Annotated in this window: 14 protein-coding genes; 4 read left to right on the top strand and 10 right to left on the bottom strand. The window is 67.0% G+C overall.

The annotated features are described in order from the left end of the window. Positions 1-136 precede the first annotated feature (136 nt). Genes HW466_RS04035 through HW466_RS04025 form a run of 3 tightly spaced genes read left to right on the top strand, consistent with a single transcriptional unit; the run spans position 137 to position 3,109 of the window. Entirely contained in the window at positions 137-1,303 is a 1,167-nt protein-coding gene (locus HW466_RS04035; protein ID WP_151005178.1) for a branched-chain amino acid ABC transporter substrate-binding protein, read from the top strand. Positions 1,304-1,320: 17 nt separating this feature from the next. Then, entirely contained in the window at positions 1,321-1,860 is a 540-nt protein-coding gene (locus HW466_RS04030) for an L-2-amino-thiazoline-4-carboxylic acid hydrolase (protein WP_059450673.1), read from the top strand. Next, complete coding sequence (locus HW466_RS04025) at positions 1,853-3,109, top strand: Zn-dependent hydrolase (RefSeq protein WP_059541385.1); 1,257 nt, start codon at positions 1,853-1,855, stop codon at positions 3,107-3,109. Before HW466_RS04030 ends, HW466_RS04025 begins: the two co-directional genes overlap by 8 nt. Before the next feature lie 21 nt (positions 3,110-3,130). Here the strand turns inward: HW466_RS04025 and HW466_RS04020 are convergent, their stop codons facing one another. Further along, positions 3,131-3,967, bottom strand: a complete 837-nt coding sequence (locus tag HW466_RS04020; RefSeq protein ID WP_060346399.1) for a c-type cytochrome — start codon at positions 3,965-3,967, stop codon at positions 3,131-3,133. A 240-nt stretch (positions 3,968-4,207) separates the two neighbouring features. Between HW466_RS04020 and HW466_RS04015 the strand changes: the two genes are divergently transcribed. After that, entirely contained in the window at positions 4,208-5,050 is an 843-nt protein-coding gene (locus HW466_RS04015) for a DUF3626 domain-containing protein (protein ID WP_059951238.1), read from the top strand. Positions 5,051-5,095: 45 nt separating this feature from the next. On the opposite strand, the gene HW466_RS04010 is transcribed toward HW466_RS04015, so the two are convergent. The 9 genes from HW466_RS04010 to HW466_RS03970 form a co-directional block, all read right to left on the bottom strand. Then, positions 5,096-6,394, bottom strand: a complete 1,299-nt coding sequence (locus HW466_RS04010) for a hypothetical protein (protein WP_174905641.1) — start codon at positions 6,392-6,394, stop codon at positions 5,096-5,098. After that, positions 6,394-8,217 carry a glutamine--fructose-6-phosphate transaminase (isomerizing) gene (gene glmS / locus HW466_RS04005; protein ID WP_059944116.1) on the bottom strand — a complete coding sequence of 608 codons (1,824 nt, stop codon included), beginning with the start codon at positions 8,215-8,217 and terminating at the stop codon, positions 6,394-6,396. Before glmS ends, HW466_RS04010 begins: the two co-directional genes overlap by 1 nt. 119 nt (positions 8,218-8,336) lie before the next feature. Next, the gene (locus HW466_RS04000) at positions 8,337-8,825 is read right to left on the bottom strand and encodes a Biofilm PGA synthesis auxiliary protein PgaD (protein WP_151005617.1); all 489 of its coding nucleotides are present in this window, start codon (positions 8,823-8,825) and stop codon (positions 8,337-8,339) included. After that, the gene (gene pgaC / locus HW466_RS03995; protein WP_059450616.1) at positions 8,803-10,074 is read right to left on the bottom strand and encodes a poly-beta-1,6-N-acetyl-D-glucosamine synthase; all 1,272 of its coding nucleotides are present in this window, start codon (positions 10,072-10,074) and stop codon (positions 8,803-8,805) included. The genes HW466_RS04000 and pgaC overlap by 23 nt, the downstream gene beginning before the upstream one ends. Beyond that, positions 10,071-12,164 carry a poly-beta-1,6-N-acetyl-D-glucosamine N-deacetylase PgaB gene (pgaB, locus tag HW466_RS03990; RefSeq protein WP_059507230.1) on the bottom strand — a complete coding sequence of 698 codons (2,094 nt, stop codon included), beginning with the start codon at positions 12,162-12,164 and terminating at the stop codon, positions 10,071-10,073. The genes pgaC and pgaB overlap by 4 nt, the downstream gene beginning before the upstream one ends. 15 nt (positions 12,165-12,179) lie before the next feature. After that, a complete protein-coding gene (pgaA, locus tag HW466_RS03985; protein WP_174905627.1) occupies positions 12,180-14,999 on the bottom strand; it encodes a poly-beta-1,6 N-acetyl-D-glucosamine export porin PgaA in 2,820 nt (939 codons plus the stop codon). Positions 15,000-15,103: 104 nt separating this feature from the next. Next, positions 15,104-15,862 carry a hypothetical protein gene (locus HW466_RS03980; RefSeq protein WP_174905626.1) on the bottom strand — a complete coding sequence of 253 codons (759 nt, stop codon included), beginning with the start codon at positions 15,860-15,862 and terminating at the stop codon, positions 15,104-15,106. 74 nt (positions 15,863-15,936) lie between these two features. Beyond that, positions 15,937-16,362: a hypothetical protein gene (locus HW466_RS03975; protein ID WP_060346402.1), complete on the bottom strand. Its 426-nt coding sequence runs from the start codon at positions 16,360-16,362 to the stop codon at positions 15,937-15,939. 647 nt (positions 16,363-17,009) lie between these two features. Continuing rightward, complete coding sequence (locus HW466_RS03970; RefSeq protein WP_059507234.1) at positions 17,010-18,005, bottom strand: LysR substrate-binding domain-containing protein; 996 nt, start codon at positions 18,003-18,005, stop codon at positions 17,010-17,012. Between the last annotated feature and the right edge of the window lie 349 nt (positions 18,006-18,354).

Here is an 18,354-nt window from a genome sequence, read left to right as displayed (position 1 = left end):
TAAAAATATCCTTTGATTACAGCGAATTGCGCTATTGTGCAGGGAATGGCATAAGCATCCAACAATTGAGTATTTGGGGCGCTCGTGCTGAATATTTAATATTTTTCATGTTTTGATTCGAGCCATCGCCCCACACATGAAAATCGCATTTCTTCCCGCCAGCGTCGCGTTCTCCGCAGCCATGCTGATTGCTGCCGTTCCCGCCTTCGCGCAGTCCGCGCCGCAGACGATCCTGATCGGTCTCGCCGCGCCGCTCACCGGCCCGTCCGCCCGAATCGGCAAGGACTTGCAGAACGGCGCGCAGCTCGCGATCGACGACGCGAACGCGAAGCATCCGAGCATCGGCGGCAAGCCGGTCGTCTACAAGCTCGTCGCGGCCGACGATCAATCCGACCCGCGCACGGCCGTCGCGGTCGCGCAGCAACTCGTCGATCAGCATGTGATCGGCGTCGTCGGTCACTGGAACACGGGCTGCAGCGTGCCGGCGTCGCGCATCTATCGCGATGCGGGCATTCCGCAGATCGCGCCGGCGTCCACCGGCCACGCGTACACGCAGCAAGGCTATGCGACGGCGTTGCGCATCATGGGTCACGACGACGCGGGCGGCAGCTTCACCGGCGCCTATGCGGTGAAGACCCTGAAGGCCAAGCGCATCGCGGTGATCGACGATCGCACGTCGTTCGGCGCGGGGCTTGCCGACCAGTTCATCAAGGGCGTGCAGGCGAACGGCGGCACGATCGTCGATCGCCAGTACGTGAACGACAAGACGACCGACTTCAGCGGCGTGCTGACCGCGATCAAGGGCAAGCGCGCGGATCTCGTGTTCTTCGGCGGGCTCGACGCGCAGGCCGCGCCGATCGCGCGCCGGATGCGTCAGCTCGGCGTGAACGCGCCGCTGCTCGGCGCCGGCGGCTTCGTGAGCCAGACCTTCCTGTCGCTCGCGGGCAAGGACGGCGACGGCGTGACGGCGCTCGAACCGGGCCTGCCGCTCGACCGGATGCCGGGCGGCAAGGCGTTCGACGCGCAGTACCGCGCACGCTATCACGCACCGATCGAGCTGCACGCACCGTTCGCATACGATGCGGCCGCCACGCTGATCGCGGCCGCGCAGAAGGCCGGCACGACGCAGCCGGCGAAGCTGGTCGCGGCCGTGCACGCGATCGACCGGCCCGGCGTGACGGGGCGCATCGCGTTCGATGCCGAAGGCAACCTGAAGGACCCGGCATTCACGATCTACCAGGTACGCGGCGGCAAGTGGACCGTCGTCGACGTGCTCGGCGGCGCGAAACCCGCAACGAAATGACGACGGAGACGAAACCCATGACCGACACGACCCATGCATCCACGGCGGCACCCGAGGACACGCGCCTCGGCATCCTCGCGCGGCGCCGCATCGAAGCGGAGATCATCAAGCCGATCTACGAGATCATGAAGCGCGAATTCGGCACCGAGCGCGCGCAGGCGGTGATCGCGGAAGCCGTGCGCGGCGCGGCCGTCGACGCGGGCCGCGCGTTCGCCGCGCAAGAGCCCGACGGCACGAGCGTGCAGTCGTTCATCGCGCTGCAGGTGCTGTGGGAGAAGGACGATGCGCTCGACGTCGAGGTGCATCGCGCGGACGACGCGCACTACGACTACGACGTGCATCGCTGCAGCTATGCGGAGATGTATCACGCGATGGGCCTCGGCGAGATCGGCCATCTGTTGAGCTGCGCACGCGACAGCTACTTCATCGACGGTTACGACCCGCGCATCGCGCTCACGCGCACCAGCACGATCATGCAGGGCGGCAAGCGCTGCGATTTCCGCTATGCGCTGCGCACGGCGCCGCGCGATGGCGCCGCGGAGGCCGGCAATGCGTGACGATCTCGCGGGCGCGCCGCGCGTCGACGGCGCGCGGCTGTGGGCGTCGCTCGAACGGATGGCGCAGATCGGCGCGACGCCGAAAGGCGGCGTCTGCCGTCTCGCGCTGACCGACCTCGACCGCGAGTCGCGCGACCTGTTCGTGCAATGGGCGCGCGATGCCGGCTGCACGGTGCGGGTGGACCGCATGGGCAACGTGTTCGCGCGCCGCGCGGGCCGCAATCCCGATGCCGCGCCGGTGATGACGGGCTCGCACGCCGATTCGCAGCCGACGGGCGGCCGCTACGACGGCATCTACGGCGTGCTCGGCGGCCTCGAGGTCGTGCGCGCGCTGAACGATGCGGGCATCGAGACCGAGCGCCCGATCGACGTCGTGATCTGGACCAACGAGGAGGGGTCGCGCTTTGCGCCGGCGATGATTTCCGCGGGCGTGTTCGCAGGCGTCTATTCGCTCGAATTCGGGCTGTCGCGAACGGATGGCGCGGGCAGGACGATCGGCGAGGAACTCGCGCGGATCGGCTACGCGGGCACCGAGCCCGTCGGCGGATATCCGGTGCATGCGGCCTACGAGCTGCATATCGAACAAGGCGCGATTCTCGAACGCGCGGGCAGGACGATCGGCGTCGTGACGGCGGGCCAGGGGCAGCGCTGGTACGAGGTGACGCTCACGGGCGTCGATGCGCACGCCGGCACGACGCCGATGGCGTTCCGGCGCGACACGCTGGTGGGCGCCGCGCGGATGATCGGATTCGTCGATGCGCTGGGCCGTCGCCATGCGCCGCACGCGCGCGCGACCGTCGGGATGATCGAGGCGCGGCCGAATTCGCGCAACACGGTGCCGGGTAGCTGCTTCTTCACGGTCGAGTTTCGTCATCCTGACGATGCGGTGCTCGACGAGCTCGATGCGGCGCTGCGTGAGGAACTGGCGCGCGTCGCGGCCGAGGCCGGCCTCGGCGCACGGATCGAGCAGATCTTCACGTATCCGCCGGTGCCGTTCGCGCCGCGCTGCATCGACGCGGTGCGCGATGCGGCGCAGGCGCTCGGGCTGTCGCACATGGACATCGTGTCCGGCGCGGGTCACGACGCGTGCTACATCGCGCGCGTCGCGCCGACCGGCATGATCTTCGTGCCGTGCGTCGACGGCCTGAGCCACAACGAGGCCGAGGCGATCACGCAGGAATGGTCGACGGCGGGCGCCGACGTGCTGCTGCGCGCGGTGCTGCAAAGCGCGCAGGAGCCGGACGCGTGACAAGCATGCGACGCGCCCGGCTTATTTGCCCGCCTTGCGCCGCGCCATGAACGCGAGGTACGCGACGATCTGGTCGAGTTCCCGGTCGCTCAGCTGATCGGGCGGGAACGCCGGCATCACGCGGCCCGGCCAGTCGCGCACCGATGCCGGGTTGCGGATATAGCGGCGCAGCGCGGCGGGCTGGAAGTAGTCGACCGGGTTCATCGGCGCATTCAGGTCGGGGCCCGCATGGCTGCTGCCCGCACCGTCGAGGCGATGGCACGCGAGGCATTGCGTGACGAACAGGCGCTGGCCCGCGCGGGCCGGATCGTTCGCCGGCAGCGCCCGATCGACGGCGAGCGACGGCCAGCGCGCGAGCGGCGACGATTCGATCGCGACGCGGACGATCTGATACGGCCACTGCTCGCCACGCACCGACGATGCGTCGGGCCCTAGCCACACGAGATAGAACGGCCCGGCGCCGACCTGCTTGCCCGGCAGCTTCGGCCAAGGGTGCGCGGGATCCTCGATCGCGAGCCACGCGACGGCGCCGGCCGGCGCACGGCGCAGCGCGAGATCCAGCGGCAGTTGCGCGGCAAAGCCGTCGGCCGCGCGCGTTTCGAGCACGCCGTCCGCCGGCAGCGGCGTATCGCCGAGCAGGGCGGCGAACGGCACCGCGCGGAACGTCATCGGCCGGCCGTACGCGATGTCGTGCGGCACGTGGATGTCGGTCGCGTCGGCGCGCGCGAGCAGCGCCTGGCGCGTCAGCACGCGAGGCGTGCCGTCGGTATCGAGTTCGAGCGAGCCCTGCGCATACGCGTGCGTCGCGATCAGACACAGCGTCACCAGCAACAACGAAAACCACCTGCGCTTCAGCATACGTTCTCCGTGGGGCGTTTCGGCGGCGGCAGGGAGGCGAGCGCGCGGCCGATGGATGCAATCGGGCGACAGTCTAGCCGCTACGGGCGTCGCTGACGACTTCGGCGCGGCAGAAGCGCCGCACGCACGCGCGCTATAGTATCGACCTCAGACACATGCCCGGTGTGGCCCCGGCATTCGATGCCGCACCGCGAACACCACGATGCCGTCGACGACGCTCGACGCGACCGGACGATACGCATGGACTCCTCCGCAGAGCGGGCGCTTGCCCATATCCGACGATCCTGGCCGTCGGGGCAGCAAGGCCCCGCGTTTCCCGTCACGCTCAATTTCCATCCCGACACGCTGGTCGACGGCGTCGGCACGCTCGAACGGATCGTCCGCGACGGTGTCTATCGATCGCAGTTCGAGACGGCGACGAGCAACGGCGGCCTGACCGCGTATCCCGGCGGCGATCGCTGGCATTGGGAAAGCCGGATGTTCGGCGGCGCATACGATGACGCCGATCCCGCGTTGCGGCCGAAGTACGGCGCGCTGAACCATCGCCTCGACCCCGTCGGCGGGTCGTGCCGCTTCGGATCATGTCATTTGCGGCTTCGAAGCGATGTGCATCGGCGAACGACCTTCTGCTATCCGGACAGTCATTACCGGCCTTCGGATTTCGCGATCGGCGACTGTGCGGCGCTGATCGCGCTCGCGACCGAAAACCGCGACGGCCTCGATCCGCTGCTCGACAACTACATCGAGGCGCACGTTCACGGCGTGGTGAGCATCGATCACGATGTCGACGCGATCGTACTCGATCCCAGCTATCGCCATACGCCCGTCGAGACCGCTGCCGTGCGCTCGGGTTGCCGGGTCGAGTGGCATGGCGGGTTCAGGTTGTCGCTGGATCGGCTGGCCGAGTGCGAGCGATTTCGTGGGCCGCCGGCGGCCGACGCGATCGCGCGCATCGCCGTCGACGGCATCGTGACGCCGGCCGTGATCGGCCATGCGCGTGACGGCCTGCTCGACTATCAGACGGCCAAATGGGTGTGGCATTGCGTGGCGCGGTTCGGGCAGACGAGCGGGGCGGCGGGCTGAGTGCGCTCGCCCGCCACGCATTGCGTTACGTCACGCACCGTGCCGTCAATGCCCGGAACACTGCGCGTCCGCCTTCGGCAACGGCGATTCCCGTGCCGTGTCGAAATCGGCTTCGCGCGTGCCTGACGGCGTCAGCGACACGAAATGCATCGTCCCGGCGTGTGCCGCGAACGCGGCGATGCCGGTCGATCCCCACGGAATCGGCGAGCGCTGCACGCCGCTCACGGACATGCCGGTCGGCGTCAGCGCCAAGGTGAGAAGCCGCCCGTCGCGCGTCGGCACGTACGCATGCGCGCCGTCGACCCCGATCCCGGACTCCCGCACCGACGCCGGCAGGCAATCGAGCGTCGCGAGACGGCGGCCGTCGGGGTCGATCAGCATCGCGACGCCGCGATTGTCCGACGTCGTCGTGACGACGACGAAGCGGTCGACCGCCGGTACATAGACGGTCGAATACACGTAGTACTGGATTGCGTCGCTCAGCGGCCCGAGCTTGTCGAGCTTCGCCGTGACCGGATCGAACATCGCGTATTCGAGCGTCGCGTCGGTGCTGTGTTCGATGTATTTCTGCCAGACCAACAGCGCGCGGTGCGGCGAGCCGGCGACCATGGGCCACCATTCGCGGCGGTGCGGCGCGACCGGCACGTGATTGAGCACGTGTCCTTCGGCGTCGTACGTCTTCACGTAGACGCCGTTGCCGGTGCCGAGGTTGTCGACGCCGCCGCCGTCGATCCAGTCGGTGGAATAGAACACGACGAAGCGTTCGCCCACTGCGGCGACGTGCCCGGAATGGCCGCCGGATTCCACGTCGTTGGGGTAGGGTTTGATCGGTTTCAGATCGCGCCGATAGAGGCCGTATCGCTGGCTGACGACGTTCGGCGTGTCCCAGCCGTCCTCGAACGTGACGAAGATGTCGCCGTGCGGGTTCTGTGCGATCGATACGGGCTCCTGCGCTTCCGGGCGGCCGATGAACATCCGGACGTGCTGCAGGCGCGGCTTGCCCGGCTGCCATTCGCCGACGTACACGTCGTGCGGCCAGTTGCCGTTGCGCAGCGCGCCGCGCGGCACGATGCCGGAACTGCTGAAGAACACCCAGCGCCGGCCGTCGCCGGCGTCGGCCACGCCGATTCCGTGCATGAAGCGCCGCGGGTCGCCGCTGTCCTGCGGCGAGGCGGGCGCCTGCACCGTGACGGTGTGCACGACCGGCGTGGCGGCGCGCGCGCGCGGCGGTGCGGCGAGCGTGCAACACGCGCCGCAGAGCACCGCCGCGACACGCCACGCGGCGGCGCGTGCGCCCGCATGCGGGCGCACCGTGGCGGTCCGCGTCGCGACCGGCCGATGCATCATTCGACGGTGACCGATTTCGCGAGGTTGCGCGGCTTGTCGACGTCGGCGCCGCGCGCGCAGCCGACGTGATACGCGAGCAGCTGCAACGGAATCACGTTGACGATCGGCGACAGCGCGTCCCCCGATTCGCGCACGCGGATCAGGTGCGTGTCGCGGTCGGCGTCGATCTCGAGATGATGGCCCGCGAGCACGTACAGCCGTCCGCCGCGTGCGCGCACCTCGGCCATGTTGGACTTCAGCTTCTGGAACAGGCGATCGTCCGGCGCGATCGTGACGACAGGCATCGCGCTCGTGACGAGGGCGAGCGGGCCATGCTTCAGTTCGCCGGCCGGATAGCCTTCCGCATGGATGTACGAGACCTCCTTGAGCTTCAGCGCGCCTTCCAGCGCGATCGGGTAATGAATGCCGCGGCCGAGGAACAGCGCGTTCTCGGTGCGCGCGAACTTCGCGGCCCAGCCCATGATCTGCGTTTCGAGCGCAAGTGCGTGACCGATGCGCTCCGGCAGTTCGTGCAATTTCTTCAGGTGCATCGCGACATGCGCCGCATCGAGCCGGCCGCGTTGCTGCGCGAGCGTCAACGTCAGCACGAACAGCGCGACGAGCTGCGTCGTGAACGCCTTGGTCGACGCGACGCCGAGCTCGATGCCGGCACGTGTCAGGAAGCTGAGCGGCGCGTTGCGCGCGATCGAGCTGGTCGCCACGTTGCAGATCGCCATCGACATGTCCTGACCCATCGCGCGCGCGCGCTCGATCGCGCCGATCGTGTCGGCGGTTTCGCCGGACTGCGAAATACCGACCACCAGCGTGCGCGGATCGGGCACGGTGTCGCGGTAGCGGTATTCGCTCGCGATCTCGACTTGCGCCGGAATGCCCGCGATGCCCTCGAGCCAGTACTTCGCCGTCAGGCCCGCGTAGTAGCTGGTGCCGCAGCCCAGCAGCAGCACGCTCCGGGTCTTCGACAGCAGCGCGCGCGCGGTGTCGGTGCCGCCGAACAGCGCGGGCGAGATCGCATCGATGCCGTCGATCGTGGCGGCGATCGCCTTCGGCTGTTCGAAGATTTCCTTCTGCATGAAATGCTGATACGGGCCGAGCGCGGCGTCGTCGTCGCGCGCCTTGACCAGGCACAGTGGACGCTGCGCGTCGCTGCCGATCGCGTCGACCACGTCGATCCGTTCCGGCGTGATCAGCGCGACGTCGCCGTCTTCCAGATAGACGAAGCGGTCGGTCAGGTCGCCGAGCGCGGCGCAGTCGGACGCGAGGTAGTTCTGGTCCGCGCCGATGCCGATCACGAGCGGCGAGCCCGCGCGCGCGGCGACGAGCCGCTGCGGTTCGCGTGCGCTCAGCACGGCGATCGCGTAGGCGCCGTGCAGCCGTTTGACCGCGCGGGTGACGGCATCGAACAGGTCGTCGCGATACATGCTGTGGATCAGGTGCGCGATCACCTCGGTGTCGGTCTCGCCGCGAAACGTGTAGCCGCGCTCGCGCAACTCGGCACGCAACGTATCGTGGTTTTCGATGATCCCGTTGTGCACGACCGCGATCGTGTCGCCCGACACGATCGGGTGCGCGTTCATTTCCGACGGCGCGCCGTGCGTGGCCCAGCGCGTGTGCGCGATGCATGTCTGCCCTTCGAGGCCGAGTGTCAGCACGCGGTCCTGCAGGTCCGCCACGCGCCGCAGCGTGCGTTCGCTGCGCAGGTGGCCGTCACGCAGCACGGCGATGCCGCACGAGTCGTAGCCGCGATACTCGAGCCGGCTCAGTGCATTGACCAGTTGTGGCACCTGATTCCTCAGGCCGCTTGCTCCGACGATTCCGCACATGATTTCACCTCGTCTACAGGAAATTGCCGGCCGGCGCACGACGCGCGGCGGCGCGAATTCGAGAGCGGTGTCGCGCCGCGCGGCATGCATCGCGCCCGGCGCGGCACGTCTCCGGAGTCTTATTCGCGGGGTTGCGGTCCCGCATGCGCGATCCACTCGATGCCCGAGATCGAGCCGTTCGCGTCGTGCGACGCGACGAGAATGCGCGACGTGCGCCGCGCGCCGCGCCGGCGAGCGCCCGCGAGCGCGCTCGGCGGCACCGAGCGCATCTTCACGCTGGCCGAGCGCCGCAGTATCTTGGACACGCGCAACCGGTACGCGAGCGGATGCACGACACGTCCCGCGATCAGCCACGTGACGATCGTGCCGGCGATCAGCGCGATGCTCGTCACGTAGAACACGATCTGCTCGATCGGCATTTCGGCCTCGTTGAATGGCAGCAGGTAGCGGTACGTGTAGATGCAGATCGATGCCCACACGCCCCCGACCAGCGCGGGCCGCACGAGGCGGAACCACGCGACCAGCACGGGGCCGACGATGCCGCCGCGTTCCGCGATCATTTCGCGCGGAGCGCGCAGGGAGAGGTCAATAATCGGCGCGTTCTTCATGTTGAATGCCTCGGTCGGGGCTGACCCAAACGGCGCGCTTGCCGCGGCCCCGCAATACGACGGCGGGCAGGGCGACGACGGTGGTGATCATGCTGATCAACCAGAACGCGACGGGGTACCAGACGGTGTCAAGGAAGTACATCAGGAGTTTTTCGTCGTAACGACGATCGATCATGCTGCCGATGATCAGCTGCAGGATGCAGGTCGCGACCAGCAGCATCCCGTGCCAGTGCGGCACCACGGACACATGCCAGTTCGGCGGAAGCGGGTAGACGACGTCGATTACCGCGAGCAGCAGAATGAACGACATCGAATAGGCCCATGCGATGCCGATCAGGTACTCGACGAACAGCGGCCACATCATCATCTGCGTCGGCCGCGCGAGCGTGCCCGCGTACTTGAGCAGCACCTGGATGCCGCCCTTCGCCCAACGCAGCCGCTGCCGGTAGAGCCCTTTCAGCGTCTCGGGCATCAGGATCCAGCTGAGCGCGTGCGGCTCGTACACGACGCGCCAGTCGCGGCACTGCAGCTTCCAGCTGATGTCGATGTCCTCGGTCAGCATGTCCGAGCTCCAGTAGCCGACATCGGCGAGCGCGGTCTTGCGGAACATCGTGATCACGCCCGACACCGTGAAGATGCGGCCGTACACCTGCTGCGTGCGCTTGATGAGCCCGACGATCGACGAGAATTCGCCGACCTGCATGCGCCCGAGCAACGACGTGCGCGTGCGGATGCGCGGGTTGCCGGTGACCGCGCCGACGCCCGGATCGGTCAGGAAGTGCTCGAGCATCCAGCCGATCGCGTCGTGCGCGAGCAGCGCGTCGCCGTCGATGCAGAGCAGGTATTCGGCGTTCGACACGGCCGCCGCGGTGGTGAGCCCGACCGCCTTGCCTTCGTTGCGCGCGTGATGGATCACCAGCAGCCGCGGGATCTCGACGGCCAGCTCGTTGAGGATGTCGCCGGTGTTGTCCTTGCTGCCGTCGTTGACCGCGATGATGTCGTAATTCGGGTAGTCCATCGCGTCCAGGTGGCGGATCACGCTGCGCGCGTTCGCCGCCTCGTTGAAGCACGGCACGACGATCGAGATCTTCGGGATTCCGCTCGCCGCGATCGTGCGCGTCGACAGCCGGCGGCCTTCCTCCAGCAGGAAGTAATGAACGACGCCGCCGATCATCCACAGATACGACATGAAGAACGGATAGTAGAAGACGAAATCCTGCAGGCGCTGGATGATGCTGTGGCTGGTCATGGCGTCTTGGTCCCCTGCGCATGCTGCATCTGCATCAGCGCGTTGATCGAAGTCGGATCGAGGCGCGACTTCAGCGACATCACGTCGCGCATCGCGTCGAGCTCCGGCTGGCCGTTCAGGAAGTTGTCCGGGTAGTAGCCGAAATTTACCGCGCCCTCGCTGCGCAACCGCCGCATCTGCGCGAGCAGGGTGCGGGCCGGCACGTCCTTGTGCGCGTGCCAGTCGTACGATTGCAGTTCGAACACGGTGCGCTGCAGCCCGCGCTGTTTCGCGCGCACCGCCTTCACGAGCTGGTCCAGCCAGCCTTCGGGGTCCTTCGCCTGCTCCATGTACGGCATCGCCATCAGCGCGACGTAGTCGTAGGCGGCAAGGAAATCGTCGTAGTTCTGCGCGTACCATGCTTCCGACTCGGGCTTGAGCACCGGCATCGCGAAGATGTTGCGCGCGGTCAGCACGTCGCCGATGTTCTGGTGGGCCAGCACGATCTGCGCGAGCTGCCGCGTCATGTCGATCAGGTAGCGCGACTTCTGGCGCGTCCAGCGCTTCATCAGGTCGGGGTTCTCGCGGATCTTGCCGACGTCGGCCGGCAGCCCCCACTGCGAATAGGTTCGCAGCGCATGCCGGCCCGCATCCTCGTAGTCGTCGAGCACGGCGTCGTCGCTGAAGAGGATGCCGCTGAACGACGCGTGCTTGCTGAGATCCTCGTAGATCTGCTGGATCATCAGCCGCGCTTCCGGATCGAACGGGCTCAGCCGGAACACGCGCGAGCCGTTCTCGCGGGGCGGCGCGCCGCCGTATGCGCTGACGGCTTCGAGCCCGCGCTGCTTGTCGGCCGGCGGCCGGAACGCGAGCACCGGCATCCATGCGTACACCTGCACGTTGGAGCGCGTGTTGAGTTGCCACGCGGCACGCGAGAACAGGTCCGAGCGCATCGGCAGGTGCCGGTTCGGGAAATACACCGCCTCGGCCACGCCCGTGCCCTTCGGATCCGCATACGCCTGCAGGTACACCGATTTCGGCTGCATCCGGTAGATGCGCTCGATCAGCTTGCCGAGATTCGCCTCCTGCCGCGCGGGATCCGGGTCGTAGACCTGGTCGAGATCGACCTGCACGATGCGCTCTGGCACGTCGACGTCGCCGCGGTTGGACGCCGGCTCGCGCATCGAGCGCTCGAACCCGCCGATGTCGACGTCGTACATCATCAGGATGCGCCTGAGCCGGTCCAGCGGCACGTCAGGCGTATTCGGGCCGGCATCGAGACTGAACTGGATATCCATGCCGAGCGACGTCGAAATCTGGCGCACGGGCTGGTTTTCCGCGCCGTACGGCCACACCATCGAGCGTGCGACGAGGCCGGTGTGTTCGCGAATCTGACGCACGCAGGTCTGCAGGTCGTCATGCACGCGGGCGTGGAATTCCGCGTCCGTTTCATAGCGTTTCTGATCTTGCAGGTACAGATGCGACGTCGTCGCCGGCAACTCGTTGCCTTGCGGATTCGCGATCGCGCCATGATGGAGGTTGTGAGTGTGGCAGCCGAGCTCGACGAATTCCGACTGGCCGAGTTTCTTCACTTCGTCCCACGACAGGAAGTAGTCGCGCGGCACCTGGACCTTGTCGCTGATGCGGATCGGCGTATCCGCAGGTGTGTCGATCCACGCGGTGACGATGCCCATGACCGCCGGATACTTGAAGCGTTCGAGCAGCGGCAGCACCTTCGTGTAGTGGCTGCGAAAGCCGTCGTCGAACGTGAGCAGCACCGCGCGCGGCGGCAATGGCCTGCCGCCGTGCCGCGATTCCTCGATCTGCTTGACCGTGATGGTGTGGTAGTTGTTGGTCTGCAGCCACGAGAAGATCGCGGTCAGCGTGCCGGTATCGACCGCGAACGGATCGACCAGCGCTGTCGGCGACGAAAACGACGCCATCAGGTTGTCGCGCACGTCGTGCATGCAGATCACGCGGAACGTCTTGCCGTCGGCCGGATCGGACGGCGGCAGCAGGTCGATCATCCGGGCGTTCGACACGCCCGGGAACAGCGAACAGGCGGCGAACGTGCCGAGACATCCGCACATGAAGGTCCGTCTGGATTGCATTACGCGAACTCCTTGCTAGAACGGCAGATTGACTGACAGGAAGCCGGTTTCCGAGCGCTCGCGCTGGCCGTCATACGCGTGGCTGCTGACTTCGATGCCATAGCTCAGCGTGATGTCGTGCTTGAACGTCCATGCGTGCTCGAGACGCGCGCTCCACAGCGGGCTGCTGCCGAAGCCGCGCTCGTTGTACACGCCGCCCGACGCCGACAGGCGCTGCTGGAGCGACATGTCACCCTTCTTCCACAGCGTCAGCTGGTGCATGACGGTCGACGCGGCCGCGTAGTCGCGGCCGGGGCTGAAGTAGGGCGCGTCGTTACGCGTGTTGCTGTCGGTGCCGAGATCCAGCGATACGTTGACGAGCTGGTTGGCGGACGTGTACACGCGCTGCGTGGCGGTTGCCGTGATTTCCTGATGCAGGTTCGAGTCGCTGTACCGGCTCACGCCGTAGCTCAGCTTGACCTCGCGACGGTCGTTCTGGCGATACACGACCGAGACGTTCGCCGAGCGGCCCCAGATGTGCGCGGCATAGGCCTTCCACGGCAGCGAGTTGTCGTTGGTGTCGAGCCCGGCGCTGACCGTCCAGTAGTCGTTCAGCGCATATGCGATCGACCCGCGGCCGCCGGTGCGGCCGTCCGAGCCGAACGAGCGCGTGACCTCGCCCTGCACGGTGAGCGGCCCGTGCCGGTAGTCGCCGCCGACGCCCGTGCGCGTGCGCTTGATGTTGCCGGAGTCGGTCTGCGCATAGCCGAAGAACGTGTGCGAGAAGACGCGCCAGTTGTCGCCGAACGGTTGCGAGTACACATAGCTGTCGGACGTGAAGCTGTTGTCGGCCAGCGCGCTGTTGCCGTGCTCGTAACTCAGGTCGGTCGTGAACACCGGGCTGCGGTATGCCTTGTAGTCGCGCTTGAAACCGCGCACGGCACCGCTGTCGGGGAATACGTTGTCGACGGTCTGGTCGACGTACTTCGCGGTCGCGTAGTCGTCCGCCACGAGCGCCGCCCGGCCGAGGCCGGCGAGCATTTCGACGCTGTCCGGGTGATCGGTCAGCGACGCGCGATACATCGCGATCGCCTGGCGCGGATGCGACTGACCCGACACCGCGTCCGCGTGCGCGGCACGGACCTCCGCGTTGAACGGTACCTGTTGCTCGAGCTGCTCGAGCGCGGCGATCCCTTCGTCGACGTGGCCCGTGTAGATCAGGTACTGCGCGCGCAGCCGGTAGTAGCGCAGAAAGTCGCTTTCTTCCGGACCGTAGTTGCGCACCTCCTTGGCCGGCGGCAGCGACTTGCCGATGTCGTCGAGCACCTGTTTCGCCTCCGCCGCGCGCCCCTGGTCGACGTATGACCAGAACAGCCCTTCGCGCAGCTCGATCGCACGCGTGCGCGCGCCGTACTGGAAGCCGCGGGTCGCGCGGTCGGTCGGCGCCGCGGTCGCCTGCTTCAGCGCGCGCTGGTATACGACGTTCGCCTTCGCCGGTTCGCTCAGGTACAGATAGGCGTCCCCGACGGCGGCCAGCGCGTCGATCGAGATTTCCGCGTCGGGCGGAATCGTCTCGAACGTGGTGACGGCCTTCGTCATGTCGCCGCGCGCCGCATACGCGACCGTGCGATCGCCCGCGAGCGCCGTCCTGACCGGCGAATATTCCGGCGTCGCGGGCATCCGCTTGTCGAGGTCGTCCGCCGCGCGCAGTGCGCTGTCGATGCCGTCGAAGCGATCGGCACTCGTCATCGAGCGGGACTTGTCGCGTCCGCCGCGCACCTGCTGGCGGATCGACAGTTCCTCCAGCTGCGCGACGTCGACGGCGGAGAACGCATCGGGCCGTGCCTTCGCTTCTTCGAGCGCCTTGATCGCGCCGCCGCTCGCCGCGAGGCCGAACACGTCGTTGCGAACGGTCGGCACGTCGGCGGTACGCAGATTCGGCGCCTGGGCATTCGGCGCTTCGACGTCGGGGCCTTGCGATCGTTGCGTCGGCTCGCCCGGTAGCTGCGCGCCGGGCGTCTGCGAATTCGGCGTCGCGGACGGCGCGGGTGGCGAGCTCTGGGTCGGGGTGACGGGCGCGGGCGAGCCCGGCATCGGCGTGCCGGATGCCTGCGCGGTTTGCGTCGGCGCGTTCGGCGGTGCGGTGGGCGCGGCCTGTGCGAGTTGCGCTGGTTGCCGCTGCGGCTCCGATGCATGCGCGGGGCCGGCTGCGGACGCGGTCGCCGGTGTGCCGGACGTTGCCGCGGCGGCTTGCGCCGGTGTGTCGGGTGGCTGCGGATTCGCGGCCTGCGCGATACCGATCGGCACGTCCGACGGCTGCGCGCTCGGGGCCGGCGTGTTCGACGGCGCAGAGTCGGGCGGCTGGGCAAGCTGCACCGGGGCATTCGGCGTCGGCGCGGTATCGGTCGCCTGGGCGAGCCGGATCGGTGCGCTCGACGCCTGTGCGTCCGGCGCCGGTTCGCCCGGTTGCGCGGCGTTTGGATCCACCACGACCGTGGTCGGCATCGTCTGCGGTTGCGGGTCGGACACCTGCGCGAGCTGCATCGACGCATCCGACGCCTGCGCGATCGGCGTCGGCGCTTGCGGGGGCAGCGCGTTGCGACCCTGCGCAATATCCAGTGACGCCGCCGTCGGTTGCATGTCGGGCGGCGGCGCGTCCGACGCGCCGCGCGTCCCGGCGATTTCGCTTGCGCCGCGCGTCCCGGCGATTTCGCTTGCGCCGCGCGGGTCCGCGTCGCCTTCGGCGGCAAGACAGGAGCCGGACGCGACGAGCAGCAACAGCAATGGCGCATGCAGGAGGATCCGTCGGTTGGACGGAGCGGCGGTGGTGCATTGTTGTCTACGATTGTTAGCCACGATGTCTCCTCACTCTGAAACGGTCACATCGGTTGCACGCCCGACGATGCGTGTCGCCGGTCGTCGGGCTGCCGGGCAGCGAGGCCCGACGGCATCCGGCCGGTTCACAGGCGGTTACGGATCGCTTGTCCAAGCAGCGCGCGCGATTCGCTGTTCGTCGGGTCGATGGCGAGCGCGCGGCTCGCGTTCTGCTCCACGCAATTCCATTCGTCGATCCGTGCGCACCAGCGCGCCTTCGCCAGTGCGCGCGCGCCCTCCAGTTCGTCGCGCGTGACGCTGGTGGCCTCCATGTGCGCCGAGTCGGCGATATACGATTGCGGCTCTCGTCGCGGCGCGGGGTCGGTGTGTTTTTTCATGCGGGCCAGCGTCTGCGAACGTGACGTCCGGTGCGTGTCGCCTGGGCGCGCGGCGCGGCTGCTCGCCGATGCGGCCTGCGCATTGGCCGCGAGCGCCGTGGACGGCGCATGCGCACGGCGCGGATGTTGCGTGGCGGGGCGGGCGGTCGTCCGGGGCGGCGCGTTCGGTTCTGCCGCGGCCGACATCGCAGGCGTTGCCGACGCAGGCGGAGTGCCCGCCACGGAAGGCGTCACCGGTTCGGCCGGGGCGACGCTCGACGCCGCGCCGGCGGTGTCGAGCGTCGCGGCCGTGATGGCGTTGCGATACTTGCCGACGGCGGTGCCGATCATGTCGGCGATATCGTGCGTCACGGTTGCATGACCGACTCTCGCGTCCCGCTCGACGTAGGCGAAGCCGCCGAAGATCGCGGCAAACGCAATGATGCTGAGTGCCGCATTCTTTCCGGGGCCCCACGCGGGCTTCGGCTGACGGACGGGCGAGCCGTCCGGTCGTTCTGCACGAGTCATTCAATCCTCCTCGATCGATGGGTTGCGTGTGCACGACGCGAGTGCGTGCCATCGCCACGCGGATCGGGCCGCGTTCACCAGCGCAACTGCGTGGTGAGCGCACCTGTTTCGACGACCGCGAACTGGGTGGATCCCTGATAGGTTCCCTCGACCCGGTAACTTGCATCGGGCACGCTGAACAGACAGCGTGACCCCGTCGCCTTGAATTCGACGAGCACGCGGCCGTGCCGCCGCAGCCGGACCTGCACGTTCGACAGCGGCTGCCCGTTCGGGCCCGATACGAACGACACGCCGAGGTTGTACGGACGGCCATCCGGCGGAAGCGGTGCCGTGCCGTCGATTCGCGCGTCGCCGCAGATATACGAAATCACGTATCGGCCGGCATCGGCGTCGGACGACGGCGGTGTCGGGACCTGGGTCTGGGCCACGGCATGGATGCAGAGCATGGATACGGCGATGCCGAGGAGCGGGCGAGCATGCTGTTCGAACGACGAAGACATTCCAACCTCCATCCGAAATCGCTGGCAGCACATTTATTCCGATCTGAAATTACGGCGTTCTTTTCAAGACATGCTATTGATACACGATGGGTTTTGAACAAACAATCGCGTGTGGCCCGAACGGAACACGTTTTAAATGTCTTATTTAAATAGGATTGGGACTAATTCGACGAAATGGTTCAACACTGAACAAAGTCGATATTGCCGAACATGAAATTTGCTCACCGGTAGCGATGACCAGTTCGCAAATTTCGGACGTAAGTGGTACCGAAGTTTGTGCCGAAAAATAACGACTGATAAAAGGAAGAGTTGCCTCTGTCATCGAGACGTCTCGATGAATCCTGAAGTACAGATGAGATAAGTCCATGACGCCGACATGACCTTTTTCGGCGAGAATGTCGTTACATGAAAATCGAAACTTTTGATGTGTTGTGTAACAGGTTATTTCCGTCATCTGAATCGGCGATTTGCCCGGATTCGCAAACGTTTGGCGATTTATGGAATTGATCGGGCGTGCGGAACGTATATTGAAGTGGAAGCAGGATCGGAAAATGCTTCGCGCCGGCGGGCGTAATAACCGAACGCCGCGCGGAATGCAATCCGCGCGGCGTTCAGTCGAGTCGGGCGATGACGGACGGTGAGAAGCGTTACCGGCTGCCGCCGACGCTGCGGCGCGCGACGCGCACGACAGGCTCGGTCGACTGCCCGGTCGCGCGGGCGGCGTCGGCCGCGACGCGCGGCCGATTCATGATGTAGGTCCACAACTGTTCGGCTGCCAGCCCGCGTTTGCGCGCGGACCGGTACAGGCGAATCTCGAGCTCGGTGATCCAGTCCGCCGAGCCCGCGCGAACGAGCGAACCGTCCGCGAGTTCCTTCGCCACGCAGCTTTCGGGCAGCCAGCCGATCCCGTGCCCGGCCACGACCATTCCCTTCAATGCCTCGGACATGTGCGTCTCGAAGCAGCGGTGCAGCGCATACGATTCGGACGCGTTGAGCAGCAGCATCTCGACGACGTTCCCGAGGAACGCGCCCGACGAATACGCGAGGAGCGGCAGCGGTGCGTCCGGTGTGCCGGGCAGTTCGAACACCGGCTTGCCGCGCGCATCCGGCGTCGACACCGGCAGGATCCGCTCGACGCCGAGCGTGATGAACGGGAAATGGTTCGGATCCAGCACGATCGGCAGTTGCGGATGGTGATAGCCGAGCAACAGGTCGCATTCACCTTCGACGAGCTGCTGCACGCCTTCGGGCACGTTCACCGCGTTGACGCGCGCGGTCACGTGGCCGACCTCGCCGTTCAACTGCTTCAGCCATTCGGGAAACAGCGTGAACACGAGCGTATGCGCGACGGCGAAGCGCACGACCTGGTCGCTTGCCGCGAACTGGTCGTAGCCGTTCACGAGGTTGCGTGCCGCATACATGCTTCGCAGGATGTCGGCGGCCAGCCCGCGGAACATCTGGCCGGCCGGCGTCAGCGCGATCGGGTTGATGCTGCGATCGACCAGCTTCGCGTCCATCCATGTTTCGAGTGAGGCGATTCGTCTGCTGAATGCCGACTGCGTGAGGTGCCGATGACGTGCGGCGCGGGAAAAGCTCTTGGTATCCGCAAGGCTCAGGAAATCTTCCAGCCACTTTGCTTCCATTTCGATCTTCGCTTTTTATAGTCGGCGCCGGAAGGGCGGCGCCGTTTCACTGAACCGGTTTTGTAGCGTACCGCGCCTTGCGCATGCGGGCCGATGTTTTTTTTCGATCGGTGTCAGTCGAAATATGCATGGGCGTTGTCGGCGACATTACGGCTGCATACGTTTGAGGTGCCGGACCCGGCTAACCGGTTGGTTCACCGCGTCGAATTGCCCGACCTGCCGCAGACGGTACTTCCCCCAGGGCCGGCCGCGCACCGCGTGCGCCGGCCCGCCTTTCCGCTGTTCCGCCCGGGCAACCGAAGGATGTGGCGCACTCCCCGCCGCGGTGCAGGCGGGGCTGTCGCGACGG

The sequence above is a fragment of the Burkholderia territorii genome (genome assembly GCF_902833055.1).
GTDB classification, from domain to species: domain Bacteria; phylum Pseudomonadota; class Gammaproteobacteria; order Burkholderiales; family Burkholderiaceae; genus Burkholderia; species Burkholderia territorii.
This window is presented reverse-complemented; position numbering and strand designations above follow the sequence as displayed.